Raw genomic sequence first — 14336 nt, forward strand, 5'->3', positions numbered from 1 at the left:
CTTGCCCAGTGCCAACGGAAGCTCCCCCTGCCCCTGTGGGGTAGGGGGCTGGGGGGCGGGGCATAAGAGCCAATACCCAGACCTATTGCCCAGCTCAGGCATCTGGCCTCTCCTTTCAGCGCCCCTGCCGAAACTCCAGGCGCAGGGTCACCTGATCTCCTTCCTGCACACCCTCCGCCTTACGAACACTGGCACGGATGGGCACAATGTAGCGGCCGCCTTTCTCAAACAGCGAGGTGGGCCAGACGGTATTGCCGAGCTGTACCCGTACGGGAATCATGCCCCAGCCATACGTCACCAAGCTGGCAAGGGCTTTCAATTCTTCGGATTCGCGTTCCGGCACGGTGACGAAGTGGTGTGGTGCCGGACCACGCCAGGTCCAGATATCGCCGCTAAATTCCAGAGTCATGCCGGGCAACCTCCTTCCCGTCTCTTTCGGTGTACAGCCCGGCGTAATGTTCGCCCAGGCCCACCAGAAACTGCATCTCCTCCCGCGTGGTGCGGGCACTCAGGCGCGTCTCGAAACTCAGCAGGAGCGCCCCGTAGGCCAGCGAAGCCGCGCCGGCAATGGCGAGCAGCACCGGGGCCGGGCCAGGGGGCCGGTCGAGCAGCGCGGCACTACCGATCAGGATGCTGGTCAATACCAGCAGGGCCACTGCCAGATACAGCGCGGTCATGGCGCGCACGATCATGCGGCTGCGCCGGGCCAGCTTGGGCAGCTGCTGAACGATCATGCGTTTTTCCTCACGAGCCAGCGGCTCGAGCTGACCTTCCGGCGTGACCAGCACCTTGAAGCGGGCGGTCAGGTGCCGCACCCGGTCTGTGACACGGCCAAGGCGGCTGCTGGTGCTCATCAGCAGGGTGCCCGCCCCGCTGATCAGCACGGCGGGCGTGATCATGGCGGTCAGAACCTGCAAGCTGGCGTCGGCCATATCTTTCAGGGTACGCGCTGCCACACTGGCCTAGTGGCCCCTGCCCACTCAGGTCACAGGCGACTCGCGGTTGCTAGGCTGAGCAGCATGTGGGCTTCACAGCGGGCAGCAGCGGTGCCGGGAAGCGTCTTTGCCTTGATGGACGCCGCGAAGGGCCGGGCACGGGCGACCGGACTGCAGATTATCGACCTTAGCATCGGCAGCAGCGACCTGTCGCCGCCAGAAGTCGTCCTGGCCGAGTTGCGCGAGGCGACCCGTGATCGGGCTACTTACCGCTATCCGCTGTTTTCCGACACGGCCCCGCTGCGCGAGGCGGCTGCCGCGTATCTGCACCGGCGCTTCGGGGTGCAGGTCGACCCCCAGACCGAGGTGCTGCCACTGATCGGGGCGCAGGAGGGTCTGGCTCACCTGTTGCTGGCCGTCACGGACCCAGGCGATACGTTGCTGCTGCCTGATCCCGGGTACCCGCCCTATCTGGGCGCGGCAGCGGTGGCCGGGCTTCAAGTGGAACCGCTGCCGCTGCGTTCCGAGCGCGGCTTTCTGCCGGACCTGGAGGCGCTGCCGCAGGATCTGGCGGTGCGGGCGCTGCTGCTGAACTATCCGAACAACCCGACCTCCGCCGTGGCGGACCGGGCCTTTTTCAAGCACGCGGCAAACTGGTGCCGCTCCATGGGCGCCCTGCTGATTCACGACCATCCGTATGCCGAGCTGACCTTCGGGAGCTACCGCGCACCCAGCGCACTGGAAGCCGGACTGAGCGGCGTGGTCGAACTGCACTCACTCAGCAAGACCCACCATATGGGTGGCTTCCGCGTGGGCTTTGCCGCCGGGGACGCAGCCGTCATTGCTGCGCTGGCACGGGTGAAGGGCGCGGTGGACTTTCACCCCTACCTGGGAATCCAGCGTGCAGCAGCACTGGCGCTGAGCCTGCCCGACGAAGTGGGACGTGCTGGAGCGGCCGAGTTCCAGTCACGGCGCGACGCGCTGGTCCCATCTCTGCGTGATCTGGGGTGGGAGGTCGCGATGCCTCAGGCGAGCATGTACACCTGGGCACGCGTGCCGGGGCTGACCGACAGCGGGGCGTTCGCAGTCCGGGCCGCGGAGCAGACCGGCGTGGCGCTCAGCCCGGGGCGCGCCTTCGGGAAGCTGGGCGAGGGCTTCGTGCGCTTCGCCCTGGTGCAGCCGCCTGAGGTGCTGCGCGAGGCCGCCCGCCTGCTGGGTACAGTGGCCACCGCGTGACACACGATTGAAACAGCCCGGCTTGCAGCCTTCGAACCGGAAACGAGGCCATCCCAGGTTCCTTTCGTACGGAGTCATGCAGAGCAGAGCTGGCTCTACTTAGGCAGCCAGTCACGACAAGCCATACAGCACCAGCGCCGTCCTCACTCCAGAGGACGGCGCCAGCCTGTTGCGATGCTACCCGAGTGACTTACGGGTCCTCCCTCAGGCCGGAGGTGTAGCCGCCAGCCTCTCCAGGACCCCCGGATCTTCGAGGGTGCTGGTGTCACCCTGAATTTCCTGCCCTGCGGCGATCTGACGCAGGAAGCGGCGCATGATCTTGCCGCTGCGGGTCTTGGGCAGGGCGTCGGACACAATAATGGCGTCCGGACGGGCCAGGGCGCCGATTTCCCGGGTGACGTGCGCGCGCAACTCGGTAGGGTCCACCGTATAGCCGTCCTGCACCAGCACGAACGCCACCACGCTCTCGCCCTTGACCGCGTCGGGCTTGCCGACCACGGCGGCCTCGGACACGCTGGGATGGGCCACCAGGGCCGACTCGATCTCCATGGTGCCCAGGCGGTGGCCGCTGACATTCAGCACGTCATCCACGCGTCCGACGATGGTGTAGTACCCATCGGCGTCACGGCGCGCCCCGTCACCAGCGAAGTACACGCCCTTGATTTCACCCCAGTAGCTCTTTCGGTAGCGCTCGTCGTCTCCGTAAACCGTGCGCAGCATGCTGGGCCAGGGCCGCTTGATGACCAGCAGGCCGCCGTCGTCCGCTCCCAGTTCCTCGCCGTCGTGGGTCATCAGGGCCGGTTCCACCCCATACATCGGCAGGCCTGCACTGCCGGGCTTGCTGGGAAAGGCGCCGGGCAGTGTGGTCAGCATGATTGAGCCGGTCTCGGTCTGCCACCAGGTATCCACCACCGGGCAGCGCCCGCCGCCGATGACCCGCCAGTACCACATCCAGGCCTCGGGGTTGATCGGTTCACCCACCGAGCCCAGCAGGCGCAGGCTGCTCAGGTCGTAACGCCCTGGGATCTCGTCACCGTGCTGCATAAACGCCCGGATGGCGGTGGGCGCGGTGTACAGGATGGTCACGCGGTGCTTCTGGATAATTTCCCAGAAACGGCCCCAGTCCGGCTGGTTGGGCGCACCCTCGTACATCACCACGGTCGCGCCGTTAAGCAGCGGCCCGTAAACGCTATAGCTGTGCCCGGTAACCCAGCCCACGTCGGCGGTGCACCAGTAGACATCGTCGTCGCGCAGATCGAAGACGGCCTGGGTGGTCAGATAGGTGCCGACCATATAGCCGCCAGTGGTGTGCTGCACCCCCTTGGGCTTGCCTGTGCTGCCGGACGTGTACAGGATGAACAGCGGGTGCTCGCTGTCCAGCGGTGCGGCCTCGTGCTCGCCGCTGGCGGCCTCGACGGCCTCGTGCCACCACACGTCGCGCTCCGGCTGCCAGTCCACCGGGGTGCCGACCCGGCGCACCACCAGCATCTTCTCCAGGGTGGGGGTCTTCTGCGCGGCCTCGTCGGCATTTTTCTTCAGGGGGACCGGCTGGCCCCGGCGGTAGCCGCCGTCCGCGGTGATCAGCACCTTGCTCTGGGCGTCGTTGATACGGTCTGACAGCGCCGACACCGAGAAACCACCGAACACTACACTGTGTACCGCACCGATCCGGGCGCAGGCCAGCATGGCGACGGCCGCCTCGGGGATCAGAGGCATGTACAGGGTCACCCGGTCGCCCGGCTGTACACCCAGACCCAGCAGCGCGTTGGCGGCCTTCTTGACCTCGCGCAGCAGCTCGGCATACGTGTAGGTGCGGACCTCGCCGTCCTCTCCTTCCCAGACGATGGCGCGCTTCTCGCCCAGGCCGTGCTGCACGTTACGGTCCAGCGCGTTGTAGGCCACATTAGTCTGTCCTCCCACGAACCACTGGGCGTGTGGCTCCTGCCAGTCCAGCACCTGCTCCCAGCGTTTCATCCAGTACAGTTCACCAGCCACCTCACTCCAGAACTCGTCGGGATGCTCCAGGCTCTGGCGGTACCGCCGCTCATACTCCTCGCGCGTCACGCGCGCGCGCGCCTGAAATTCCTCGCTGGGAGCGATGACGCGGGTCTCGTGCAGCATCGCGTCGATGTGATCTTGCTGGTTCGTGTGGGGCATAGGATGACCTCCGGGAGAACAGGGCCGGACCTGCCGGACGCAGGACGAGGGGATCACGCTGGGGTGTGGCACGGATTTTACGCCTCCGGCAGCCAGGCGCGGGTGTCGTTACCAGAGAGGTACTGAACCGGGTTCAAGGTTCAGGGCTGCTTCCGACAGCCAGGACGCCGCGCAGACGCATGGATTTCGCTTCCTCTTCCCTACCGCGGCGTGGGCCTTGCCTGTACAGATGGTCGCTGCGGGGTCGGCTGGCTTACCCTAGGCCACTCCCCTTTTCGACTGGAGGCCACGCCATGCTCGGACACGCCAGTCAGGCTGGGCTGCATGACCACGAGCGTTTTCTGCGCGCCTATCCGCCCTACGGCACGCTGGACCGGGTTGCAGGCACTGGTGGGTGCCTGCCTCTTTCTGGTCCTGGCACATGAGCTTGAAGCCCGCGGGCCAGGGCGCATGCTGCGGGATCTGGTCCGGCGCAGCAGGCACAGGAGACTACTCGGGCTGTTCGGCTCAGGAGCTTTCTTGCAGGCAGGACCGTGCGCCCATTGTTTCTTACCGGGCTCGGGTCACGGCAGAAAAATCCCCGGCGCCAGAAGCTGCCGGGGGATTCGGGCCCAAATGACTCAGTCGTGTGCGGCGACAGTGCCGTCCACACCGGCGCCGGTGTAGGCACGGTACTGCATTTCCTCGAAGTCGCGCTCGTCCTGCTCGCGGCGGCGGCCCAGCAGGGTGCCCAGTGCCGCCAGCGCGAAGCCGGCGGGAATGCTGATGATGCCAGGGTTTTCCAGCGGGAAGATCGCGTTGGCCTGAATGGGACGGCGGGCCGTGGTTTTCTCCGGCGGATCGATGCCCATGATGTTGGGACTGATGGCGATCAGGGCGAGGGTGACCGTCAGACCGCCGATAATGCCCCACACCGCACCGGTGGCGTTGAAGCGGCGCCAGAACAGCGTGAACAGGATCACCGGCAGGTTGGCGCTGGCGGCGATAGCAAAGGCTAGGGCGACCAGGAAGGCCACGTTCTGATTCTTGGCCAGCAGACCCAGCAGGATGGATACCATGCCCACCGCCACGGTCGCCAGACGGGCCACGCGGAACTGCTGCGCCTCGCTGGCCTGTCCGCCCCGCATCACACCGTTGTAGATGTCGTGGGTGAAGCTGGTGCTGGCCGCAATGGTCAGGCCCGCCACTACCGCCAGAATGGTGGCGAAGGCCACGGCCGTGACGAAGGCCAGCCCGAACTCACCGCCGGTGGTCCCCGGTCCACCAAAGAGGTACTGCGCCAGCATAGGTGCGGCCATGTTGCCGGCGGCGTTCGCCTCGACAATACGCTCCTTGCCGACCAGCACGTTGGCGGCATTGCCCATGAAGGCAGTCATCACGTAGAAGGCCCCGATCAGGACCATGGCCCATACCACGCTCTTGCGGGCGTCCTGCGCGGTGGGTACGGTGAAGAAGCGCACCAGGATGTGCGGCAGGCCGGCCGTGCCCAGCACCAGCGCCAGGCCCAGGCTGATCAGGTCCAGCGGGTTCTTGTACTTCACGCCTGCGCCCAGGTACTCCACGCCGTTGCGGGCCTCGACCTGACCCAGCAGGTTGCTGAACGAGAACCCAAAGCGCGCCAGGATGAACACGGTCATCACGATGGTGGCAAACATCAGCAACACGGCCTTGATGATCTGCACCCAGGTGGTGGCCAGCATACCGCCCACCACGACGTAGATGATCATCAGTACACCGACCAGCGGAATGGCCACTTCGGCTCTCAGAGCGCCGCCCGACAGCAGACTGATCAGGCTGCCGGCGCCCACGACCTGAGCGATCATGTAGAAGGTGCTGACCGTGATGGTCGAGAGCGCCGCGTAGAAGCGGACCTTGGGGTCCTTGAGACGGTAGACCAGCATGTCGGCCAGGGTGTACTTGCCCAGGTTGCGCAGCGGCTCGGCCACGATAAAGAGCACGGTCAGGTAGGCGATGAACCAGCCCACCGAGTACATGAAGCCGTCGTAGCCGTTCAGGGCAATCAGGCCGGTAATGCCGAGGAAACTGGCGGCGCTCATGTAGTCGCCGGCGATGGCAATGCCGTTCTGGGTGGCGCTGATCTTGCCCCCCGCAACGTAGAAGTCCGAGGCGCTGGTGTTGCGCTTGCTGGCCCAGAAGGTGACGCCCAGGGTAATGGCGACTATCACAGCCGCGAGCAGAAGGGTCATTGCTGGGCCTCCAGTGCGAGTCGGTCAAAGGTACGCGCCTTGACGACATAGATATAGGCCATAACCCAGCCCATCACGAATTCCAGGAACGCCAGGATGTACCCGAACGTCACGTTCCCCAGCACCTTCTGTGCCATCAGAGGCTTGTTGTAGCCGGCCAGCACAGGCAGCAGAAAATACAACACCAGGAAGGTCAGGGTCATGGTGATGGTAAAGCGGGTCCGCTGCGCCACCAGTTCCTTGTATGCGGCATTGCGGACATGGGGCGGAGAGCCTGCAGGCGCTCGGGACGCGGTCATACGAACCTCCGGGGCAGGTCAGCTGAAGAACAGCTGAATGCGGGCGCGGGGACAGACAGGAGGTCTGTCGGGACGGACGGTCAGCACTGAACTGGGGTTGGGCCAGATGCAGAGTAGAAGCGCTTCCGGACAAAATCAATAAACCCGGTGCAACGCTTGCGTTCCTGACGCGCAGACGCCTAGACGCGCGCCTCAGCCCCCAACCGGTGGTCACGGTGTGTTGCGTGGCTAAGGCGTATGCTGCGGCCCATGCTGGTGGACCAACTGGGACGACCCCTGCGTGACCTGCGCATCAGCGTGACGGACCGCTGCAATCTGCGCTGCACGTACTGCATGCCGGCCTCGGTCTTTGGTCCGGATTATGCCTTCGTGCCGCGCTCGGACCTGTTGACCTTCGAGGAAATCGAGCGGCTGGCGCGCCTGTTCGTCTCGCTGGGAGTGCGCAAGTTGCGGCTGACTGGCGGCGAGCCCACCCTGAGGCGCGACCTGAGCGACCTGGTTGCCCGCCTCGCCAGGCTTGAGGGTGTACAGGACCTCGCCATGACCACCAATGGCCTGCTGCTGCCCCGTCTGGCCCCGGACCTCAAGGCCGCCGGACTGCGCCGAGTCACGGTCAGTTTGGACAGTCTCGACCCCCAGGTATTCGGACAGATGAATGGGCTGGGGATTCACCCACAGCAGGTTCTGGACGGCATCGAGGCGGCGCTGCAGGCAGGTCTGGGTGTGAAGATCAACACGGTGGTGCAGCGCGGAGTCAACGACCAGGGCCTGCGCGAGCTGTGGCTGGCCCTGCGTGCGCAGGCACCAGTGCGGTTTATCGAGTTTATGGATGTAGGTAACCACAACGGCTGGAATATGGACAGTGTGGTGCCGTCGAGTGAGGTGCTGGCCCGTCTGGGTGCAGACAGTGAAACGCCGGTCTTCGATTCCCTTGTCCCCGACTACCGCGGCGAGGTGGCTGCCCGTCACCGTGACGCGCAGGGACACGAGGTGGGGCTGATCTCTTCGGTGACGGCTCCGTTCTGCGGCGACTGCTCACGGGCACGGATCTCGGCGGTAGGAGCTCTGTACACCTGCCTGTTTGCCTCCTCGGGGACCGATTTGCGCGCGCCCCTGCGTGGTGGGGCCAGCGACGCCGAGTTGCTGACCCTACTGTCAGGAGTGTGGGGCAGACGGACCGACCGTTACAGCGAGGAGCGCGGAGAGCAGACCCGCCAGACCAAGGTGGAGATGTCCTATATCGGGGGGTAACGGCCCGCCGACCTTCTCATATCTAGATTGCTGGGTGCCCTGTTTGGACAGGGACGTTTAAACTTTTTTCACCAAATTCAGGGCCTTTTCGTGGCATTTCTCGTTGTCTCGCACCAGGAGGCAGCGGACATCAGCTTGTGTGCCGCGTACACAAACCCCTAAGATGAGCCCACAGCGGCCCCTGCCCGCCAGCGGGACCGTTTGGAGGGATGCATGGCGAAGTACCCGCTCATCAAGACCACCCTGAAAGACCGCCTGCTCGGTGGGCATTACACCGAAGGGTTACCGCTGCCCAGCGAACCTCAACTCGCCCGTGAATTTGAAGTTTCGCGCATGACTGCCCGGCGTGCCATCGACGAGCTGGAACGCGAAGGTTATGTCTACCGTGTGCAGGGCGCAGGCACTTTTCCTACAGGCAAACGCTTCCGACAGGGAATGTTCCGGGTCCGGCCGTTCAAGGAGTGGGCCCGCCACCCCGACCACCGCACCACCGTGCTGCGTGCCATGGAAATTGAAGCCACCCCGGAAATTGCTATCGTGCTGCAGATTCAACCGGGCGACCCGGTGATTTTCATTCACCGTCTGCGTATGGCCGGAGACGAAGCCCTGGTGATCGAGAAGCGCTATATCAATGCGGCGCTGGTTCCTACCCTGCTCGACCACAACCTCAGCACCGAGAGCATCCATGAAACGATGGTCAGTCTGGGCGTTCCGCTGGCCCGGGTCGAACAGAATCTTGAAGCTGTGAACCTGCGCCAGGAGGAATCCGATCTGCTGCGGGTCCCGCTGGGCACGGCCGCCTTCCTGCTGCGCCGCACCACCTACAGCGGTCAGAAGCGTGCCAGCTATGTGAACTACTGGGTACGCGGGGACCGCTATGCCTTTCAGGACACCTTCGAGCCCTGATTCTGCCTTTGTCACAGGGGCCAGAGCGCAGAATGCTCTGGCCCCTGTGTTTTCCTGCCACTGTTCCGCCTTCCATCTGCAACGATGACAACCAAAAAAACCGCCCTCACTTGGGAGGGCGGCCTGAATAGTGGATCTGTCCGGCTTACTTGCCGTTCTTGGCGGCGTCCACCAGGGCCTTGAAGGCCTCGGGCTCGCGCGCGGCGATGTCGGCCAGTACCTTGCGGTTAAGGTCGACTCCGGCACGCTTGAGGCCACCGATGAAGGTGCTGTAGTTCATGCCGTGCAGGCGGGCGCCGGCATTGATGCGCTGAATCCACAGGCGACGGAAGTCACGCTTCTTGTTGCGACGGTCGCGGTACTCGTAGGTGGCGGCGTTCAGCAGCGTCTGGAAGGCGTTGCGGTACTGCCTGCTGCGGCTGCCCCAGAAACCCTTGGCGCGCTTCAGGACCTTCTTGTGACGACGACGACGGACGGTGCCGGTCTTAACGCGTGGCATCTATCTCACTTCCCCTTCGGCAGCATGAGTTTCATGCGGGCCCATTCGCTCTTGGCGAGCACGAAGCCCTTGCCTTTGCCGCGGATCTCGTCGCCGCTCTTGCCAGTGTTCTGGTGGCGCTTGCCACTCTTGAACGCCATCACCTTGCCCGTGCCGGTGATCTTGATCCGGCGCGAGGCGCTTTTCAGAGTCTTCATCTTGGGCATGGAGCCCTCCTTCGTAGTCCAGTCACACGCCTGTGGCGGCTTCTGTCTGGGATGCGGGCCGCCTGCTGGAGGCTGTTGGTCGCCCTGCCCCACTTGACCAAGCAGAAATTGTACGCGCAGTGAGGGGTCCAGGTCAAGGCCGGCAGCGGTTGTGCCCTCCATACCCGGGCTTCAGCGCCGCCGCCTCAGAGTTCGGTGAGCCACATCGCCCGGTAGGGCTCCAGACGCACCGTCGGGCGCGCGAAGGTCAGGCGCCCGCCGCTGAGGCGGTCCTCAGCCTGCTCGCCCAGGTGCTCTCTCAGGGCTGAGGTGGGGAAGCTCACGTCCTCGTGGCTGAAGTTGTATATGCCCAGCATGGTCCCCAGCGGGTGGTCGCGGCGCAGCATCAACACGCGGTTGTCGGGACTGTGAACGGCGCGGCTTTCGACGCTGGCATGCAGGTGGGGCGTGGCTGCACGCGCCTGCACCAGCTTCTGCAGCCACGCATACATGCGCCCAGCCGGACTGTTGACGTCGTGGCGGGCCTGCTCGGCCAGGGTCCAGTTCATCTGCGGGCGATGCACCCAGCGGTTGTCGGGGGCGTGCTCAGGCTCGGTCTCGAAGCCATAGTCATTGAGCATGGCCAGTTCGTCGCCCATGTACAGCAGCGGCACGCCCCCGAAACCCAGCACCACGGCGTGCAGCAGGCGCAAGCGGGCAATCGAGGTGCTGATGCCCACCTCGTCCCCGGTCTCCAGCGCCGCTTCCAGCCCGGCGAGGCTGGCGGCCATGCCACTGATGCGGCGGTCGCCGGTGGCCGGGTTGTACTGGAACACCAGCCCGCGTGCAAAGGTCCCCGGGAACGTGCCGCTGTAGAAGTCGCTCAGAAAGCGGCGGTGCGCGTCTCCATTCAGACCCGCGCGGGCAGCGTCCTCATCGCTGATGGCCCAGCCGATGTCGTCGTGACAGCGGGCGTACAGGCCCCAGGTGGCGGTCGCCGGCTTGGGTGGGAAGGCCTGCAGCGCCTCCCGGAACAGCGTGGTGTCGCGCGAGGCGAGGCTGCTCCACAGCTGCACCATCAGGCTGTTGTGGTAGGCCATGTCGCTGACCTTGCCGTGATGCACCCGGCTGCCCAGGTAGTGAATGAGCTGCGCAGGAGCCACGATGGCCTCGGCCTTGAAAGCCACAGCGGGTGCCACGATCCGGGTGGCGGCGCGCAGGGCGCGGGTCAGCCAGTGCACTTCCGGCTGGTTCTGGCTGTCGGTGCCCAGGCGCTTCCAGATAAAGGCGATGGCATCCAGGCGGAATACCTCCACCCCACGGTTGGCGAGGTACAGGATGATGTCCAGAAACTCCTGGAAGACCTGCGGATTAGACCAGTTCACGTCCCACTGATAGGTATTGAAGGTGGTCCACACCCAGCCACCTGCTCCATTCTCCCCGGCCGCGTCGTCCCAGGTAAAGTTGCCGGGCGCGAAGTCCGGGAAGACCTCGGGAAGCGTGGCCTCAAAGGCGTCGGGCTGCGTGCGGTCCGGGTAGATATGAAAGTAGGCGCGGTAGCGGGGGTCACCGGCGCGCGCCTTTTCGGCCCACTCGTGCTCGCGGGCCACGTGGTTGAGCACGAGGTCCAGCACCAGGCTGATGCCCTGGCCGCGCAGGTCACGGGCCAGCGCGGAAAGGTCATCCATGCTGCCCAGGTCAGGTCGCACCGCGCGGTAGTCCTGAACCGCGTAACCGCCGTCGTTCTCGCCTTCGCGGGGCTTGAGCAGCGGCATCAGGTGCAGGTACTTCACGCTTAGGCCACGCAGATAGTCGAGCTTGCCGCGTACTCCTTGCAGGTTCCCGGCGAAGCGGTCCGTGTAGGCGACATACCCAATCATGTCCGGGGACTGTAACCAGTCCGGGCGCAGCAGCCGTGCCTCGTCAAGCCGGCGCAGGTCCGGGGGCCGGTTGTGGAACGCATGCAGCATGACCTCGATCAGCCCGTCAAGCAGCGCGGGAGCCTGATCGCCGTAGACCTGCGTAAGGCTCTCGACCAGGTCGGGGCCGTACCGTTCCAGGCGTAGCAGGAAGGTATCCGCGTCACGGTCGTCATCAAAAGCGGTGCGCAGATGCGAGGCCAGTTCCGTGTGCAGCATGTCTCCCAGAATAGGCCAGATGCAGATGCTGGAACCGTTTCCAAGGTCCGTATCTAGATTCACATGTCAGGAGGTTTCTGACAACCTTAACCCGGTGCGCCTGAAAGAGCCTCGTCTATCAGGCGCCGCAGGGTACTGGTCTCCCCTGCTTCCAGGCCCAGCCGAACCCGGCGAATAAAGTCGCCGGAGACTCTCGGCAGGGCCCCCGCTCGCAGCAGGGCACCCTTTTCGTTCAGCAGCCAGACCCGGTGGCGGGCACACAGAACCTGCACACAGGCCATCACCGCCTGATAGGCACACCCCTGCGCGTAATGCCGGTCTCCACGGCGCAGCCCCTTGTCGGTCGCGTCCAACCAGAAGCCGGGCTGCCAGCTGTAGTGCGCCTCCAGGGCCTGTGCCAGAGCTTCCGGATAGGGCTGAATCTGGGCCTGGAGCCGTTCCAGTTCGCCTTGCGGGTCTGCCAGCAACCAGCATGAGGCCAGTTCAGCCGCGTAGTGATGCGCGTGAATGCCATGTGGGTGGCCTGTCTGGGTAAACAGCTCCACCCGCCCTGCACACGCGTCCTGAACGCTGCGGGCCACGCGGCCCATCTCGCGGTAGATCACGTCGACCTGCTGGCCCTCTACAGTCAGCCAGGCGCCGCCATCCACCCAGGGTCCCCATCCACCCGGTGGGCATGCCTGCGCCTGGCCTGAGTCGTCTAACTTCCGGCACAGGGCATTCAGAGCGTCCAGATCAAAGGGCCGCCGGGCGTCATAAGCCAGGCACAGGTCTATATCCGAACCAGCCACGGCGGTGCCCGTCACATGCGACCCGCCCAGAGCCACGCCGAGCACACCCGGCACTTCCATCAGGCGGGCGGCCACCACTGAAGCCAGTTCGGGAACAGACATGAGGCCCATTGTGCGGCCAGAACAGCGCCTATCGTCCACCCGGCCTAGCTCCCGGTGCAGAAGTGGCCCATAGCCCCGGGTGTCCAAGCGGGGCTATCCTGCCGGGGATGACTCAAGACAGCGGGAAAAAGGACAAAGGGGCGGCGCAGGGCAAGGCTGCACAGTACGGCGTGACGCCCCAGAGCGTGGATTTCAACGACTGGTACAACGAGGTCGTAAAAAAGGCTGACCTGGCCGACAACAGTCCCGTGGCGGGCGCCATGGTCGTGCGGCCGTACGGCTCGGCTCTGTGGGAGAACATCGTGCGATGGCTCGACGACCGCTTCAAGGCCACCGGCCACGAGTCGCTGGTCTTCCCCACCCTGATTCCCATGGGCTTCATCATGAAAGAGGCTGATCACGTCGAGGGCTTCGCGCCCGAGCTGTTTACGGTCAGCAAGATCGGCACCGAGGAACTCGCCGAGCCCTACGTGATGCGCCCCACCAGCGAGACCATCATCGGGCACATGTGGAGCGGCTGGCTCAACAGCTACCGCGACCTGCCCTTCCTGCACTACCAGTGGGGCAGCGTGTTCCGCGCCGAGCTGCGCACCAAGGCATTCCTGCGCACCAGTGAGTTCTTCTGGCACGAGGGCCACACCGCCCACGCCGATGAGCCCGAGGCCAGGGGCGAGGTACGCCAGATGCTCGACATCTACCACGAGTTCTGCCGTGACGTGCTGGCCCTGCCGGTGGTGCGCGGCGAGAAGACCGCCAGCGAGCGCTTTGCCGGTGCGGTCGCCACCTACTCCATCGAGGGCATGATGCGCGACGGCAAGGCGCTGCAGTCGGGGACCTCGCACTACCTGGGCCAGAACTTCAGCCGGGCTTTCGACGTGAAGTTCCAGACCCGCGAGCAGAAGGAAGAGTACGCGCACACCACGTCCTGGGCCATTTCCAGCCGTATCATCGGGGCGATCATCATGACGCACGGCGACGACTTCGGGCTGATCATGCCGCCCCGCATCGCGCCCGTTCAGGTGGTCGTCATTCCCGTGGGTCGCAAGGACAACTTCGACGCCATGGTGAAGGAAGGCGAGGGGCTGGCCGCCGAACTGCGGGCGCTTGGACTGCGCGTCAAGGTCGACAGGCGCGACGGGGTGACCAACGGCTTCAAGTACAACGACTGGGAACTCAAGGGCGTGCCGGTGCGCATCGAACTTGGCCCTCGGGATCTGGAGCAGGGCGTGGTCGTGGTCAAGAACCGCAACAGCGAAGCGAAGGAGACTCTGCAACGCGCTGAAGCGGTCACCGGGATGCCCACGCGCCTTGACGGTATTCACCACTGGCTGCTGGAACGTGCAACCAGCTTCATGCTGGAACGCACCCTGAACGTGGACACCTACGACGCCTTTCAGGAAGCCATCGAGGCAGGCAACTGGGTGCGCGCCTATCACTGCGCCCAGGCCGACTGCGAGAAGGCCATCAAGGATGACACCAAGGCCACCACGCGCAATGTGCCCCTGGACGACGCCGAGTTCTTCAACGAGCGCGGCGAGGGCCAGTGCGTGAAGTGCGGCCAGCCCAGTGCCTACGGCAAGCGTGTGATTTTCGGACGACAGTACTGAGGTAAAGAAGGGGGGCCGCCTAT

14 protein-coding genes are annotated in these 14336 nt (G+C 64.9%); 5 read left to right on the plus strand and 9 right to left on the minus strand.

Features of this window, described 5'->3' with window-relative positions; genetic code table 11:
* Positions 1–115: 115 nt before the first annotated feature.
* Both IEY49_RS09480 and IEY49_RS09485 read right to left on the minus strand, forming a co-directional pair.
* Entirely contained in the window at positions 116–409 is a 294-nt protein-coding gene (locus tag IEY49_RS09480; protein ID WP_189007368.1) for a DUF1905 domain-containing protein, read from the minus strand.
* Positions 393–932 (minus strand): DUF2721 domain-containing protein, encoded by a 540-nt coding sequence (locus IEY49_RS09485; RefSeq protein WP_189007370.1) that lies wholly within the window; start codon positions 930–932, stop codon positions 393–395. The genes IEY49_RS09480 and IEY49_RS09485 overlap by 17 nt, the downstream gene beginning before the upstream one ends.
* Positions 933–1019: 87 nt before the next feature.
* On the opposite strand from IEY49_RS09485, the gene IEY49_RS09490 reads away from it, so the two are divergent.
* On the plus strand, positions 1020–2171 hold the full coding sequence (locus tag IEY49_RS09490) for an aminotransferase class I/II-fold pyridoxal phosphate-dependent enzyme (RefSeq protein ID WP_189007373.1): 1152 nt from the start codon (positions 1020–1022) through the stop codon (positions 2169–2171).
* Between the two features lie 204 nt (positions 2172–2375).
* Here IEY49_RS09490 and acs read toward each other — a convergent pair whose 3' ends face one another.
* Entirely contained in the window at positions 2376–4328 is a 1953-nt protein-coding gene (acs, locus tag IEY49_RS09495; protein WP_189007376.1) for an acetate--CoA ligase, read from the minus strand.
* Positions 4329–4621: 293 nt separating this feature from the next.
* Here acs and IEY49_RS21675 point away from each other — a divergent pair, with 293 nt between their 5' ends.
* Entirely contained in the window at positions 4622–4753 is a 132-nt protein-coding gene (locus IEY49_RS21675; protein WP_268239028.1) for a hypothetical protein, read from the plus strand.
* Positions 4754–4948: 195 nt separating this feature from the next.
* Here IEY49_RS21675 and IEY49_RS09500 read toward each other — a convergent pair whose 3' ends face one another.
* Positions 4949–6535, minus strand: a complete 1587-nt coding sequence (locus IEY49_RS09500; protein ID WP_189007379.1) for a solute symporter family protein — start codon at positions 6533–6535, stop codon at positions 4949–4951.
* Positions 6532–6834 (minus strand): DUF485 domain-containing protein, encoded by a 303-nt coding sequence (locus tag IEY49_RS09505; RefSeq protein ID WP_189007382.1) that lies wholly within the window; start codon positions 6832–6834, stop codon positions 6532–6534. Before IEY49_RS09505 ends, IEY49_RS09500 begins: the two co-directional genes overlap by 4 nt.
* Before the next feature lie 249 nt (positions 6835–7083).
* Here IEY49_RS09505 and moaA point away from each other — a divergent pair, with 249 nt between their 5' ends.
* Both moaA and IEY49_RS09515 read left to right on the plus strand, forming a co-directional pair.
* Positions 7084–8085 (plus strand): GTP 3',8-cyclase MoaA, encoded by a 1002-nt coding sequence (moaA, locus tag IEY49_RS09510; RefSeq protein ID WP_308424655.1) that lies wholly within the window; start codon positions 7084–7086, stop codon positions 8083–8085.
* 213 nt (positions 8086–8298) lie between these two features.
* Entirely contained in the window at positions 8299–8991 is a 693-nt protein-coding gene (locus IEY49_RS09515) for a GntR family transcriptional regulator (RefSeq protein ID WP_189007385.1), read from the plus strand.
* 145 nt (positions 8992–9136) lie between these two features.
* On the opposite strand, the gene rplT is transcribed toward IEY49_RS09515, so the two are convergent.
* The 4 genes from rplT to IEY49_RS09535 all read right to left on the minus strand — a co-directional run bounded on the left by rplT (position 9137) and on the right by IEY49_RS09535 (position 12706).
* Entirely contained in the window at positions 9137–9490 is a 354-nt protein-coding gene (gene rplT / locus IEY49_RS09520) for a 50S ribosomal protein L20 (RefSeq protein ID WP_189007390.1), read from the minus strand.
* A gap of 5 nt (positions 9491–9495) precedes the next feature.
* On the minus strand, positions 9496–9696 hold the full coding sequence (gene rpmI / locus IEY49_RS09525) for a 50S ribosomal protein L35 (RefSeq protein ID WP_012692554.1): 201 nt from the start codon (positions 9694–9696) through the stop codon (positions 9496–9498).
* Between the two features lie 185 nt (positions 9697–9881).
* Complete coding sequence (locus IEY49_RS09530; RefSeq protein ID WP_189007393.1) at positions 9882–11813, minus strand: alpha-amylase family protein; 1932 nt, start codon at positions 11811–11813, stop codon at positions 9882–9884.
* Positions 11814–11899: 86 nt separating this feature from the next.
* Positions 11900–12706, minus strand: a complete 807-nt coding sequence (locus IEY49_RS09535; protein WP_189007396.1) for a nucleotidyltransferase domain-containing protein — start codon at positions 12704–12706, stop codon at positions 11900–11902.
* A 107-nt stretch (positions 12707–12813) separates the two neighbouring features.
* On the opposite strand from IEY49_RS09535, the gene proS reads away from it, so the two are divergent.
* Positions 12814–14313 carry a proline--tRNA ligase gene (proS, locus tag IEY49_RS09540; protein ID WP_189007399.1) on the plus strand — a complete coding sequence of 500 codons (1500 nt, stop codon included), beginning with the start codon at positions 12814–12816 and terminating at the stop codon, positions 14311–14313.
* Positions 14314–14336: the final 23 nt, after the last annotated feature.

It is taken from the genome of Deinococcus malanensis (assembly GCF_014647655.1).
GTDB classification, from domain to species: domain Bacteria; phylum Deinococcota; class Deinococci; order Deinococcales; family Deinococcaceae; genus Deinococcus; species Deinococcus malanensis.

Excerpts from the sequence above, each read along its gene's own strand:
- rpmI (WP_012692554.1), bottom strand. The coding sequence starts at position 9,696 with ATGCCCAAGATGAAGACTCTGAAAAGCGCCTCGCGCCGGATCAAGATC.
- IEY49_RS09535 (WP_189007396.1), bottom strand. The coding sequence starts at position 12,706 with ATGTCTGTTCCCGAACTGGCTTCAGTGGTGGCCGCCCGCCTGATGGAA.
- IEY49_RS09505 (WP_189007382.1), bottom strand. The coding sequence starts at position 6,834 with ATGACCGCGTCCCGAGCGCCTGCAGGCTCTCCGCCCCATGTCCGCAAT.
- IEY49_RS21675 (WP_268239028.1), top strand. The coding sequence starts at position 4,622 with ATGCTCGGACACGCCAGTCAGGCTGGGCTGCATGACCACGAGCGTTTT.
- acs (WP_189007376.1), bottom strand. The coding sequence starts at position 4,328 with ATGCCCCACACGAACCAGCAAGATCACATCGACGCGATGCTGCACGAG.
- rplT (WP_189007390.1), bottom strand. The coding sequence starts at position 9,490 with ATGCCACGCGTTAAGACCGGCACCGTCCGTCGTCGTCGTCACAAGAAG.
- IEY49_RS09490 (WP_189007373.1), top strand. The coding sequence starts at position 1,020 with ATGTGGGCTTCACAGCGGGCAGCAGCGGTGCCGGGAAGCGTCTTTGCC.
- moaA (WP_308424655.1), top strand. The coding sequence starts at position 7,084 with ATGCTGGTGGACCAACTGGGACGACCCCTGCGTGACCTGCGCATCAGC.
- IEY49_RS09500 (WP_189007379.1), bottom strand. The coding sequence starts at position 6,535 with ATGACCCTTCTGCTCGCGGCTGTGATAGTCGCCATTACCCTGGGCGTC.
- IEY49_RS09480 (WP_189007368.1), bottom strand. The coding sequence starts at position 409 with ATGACTCTGGAATTTAGCGGCGATATCTGGACCTGGCGTGGTCCGGCA.
- IEY49_RS09530 (WP_189007393.1), bottom strand. The coding sequence starts at position 11,813 with ATGCTGCACACGGAACTGGCCTCGCATCTGCGCACCGCTTTTGATGAC.
- IEY49_RS09485 (WP_189007370.1), bottom strand. The coding sequence starts at position 932 with ATGGCCGACGCCAGCTTGCAGGTTCTGACCGCCATGATCACGCCCGCC.
- IEY49_RS09515 (WP_189007385.1), top strand. The coding sequence starts at position 8,299 with ATGGCGAAGTACCCGCTCATCAAGACCACCCTGAAAGACCGCCTGCTC.
- proS (WP_189007399.1), top strand. The coding sequence starts at position 12,814 with ATGACTCAAGACAGCGGGAAAAAGGACAAAGGGGCGGCGCAGGGCAAG.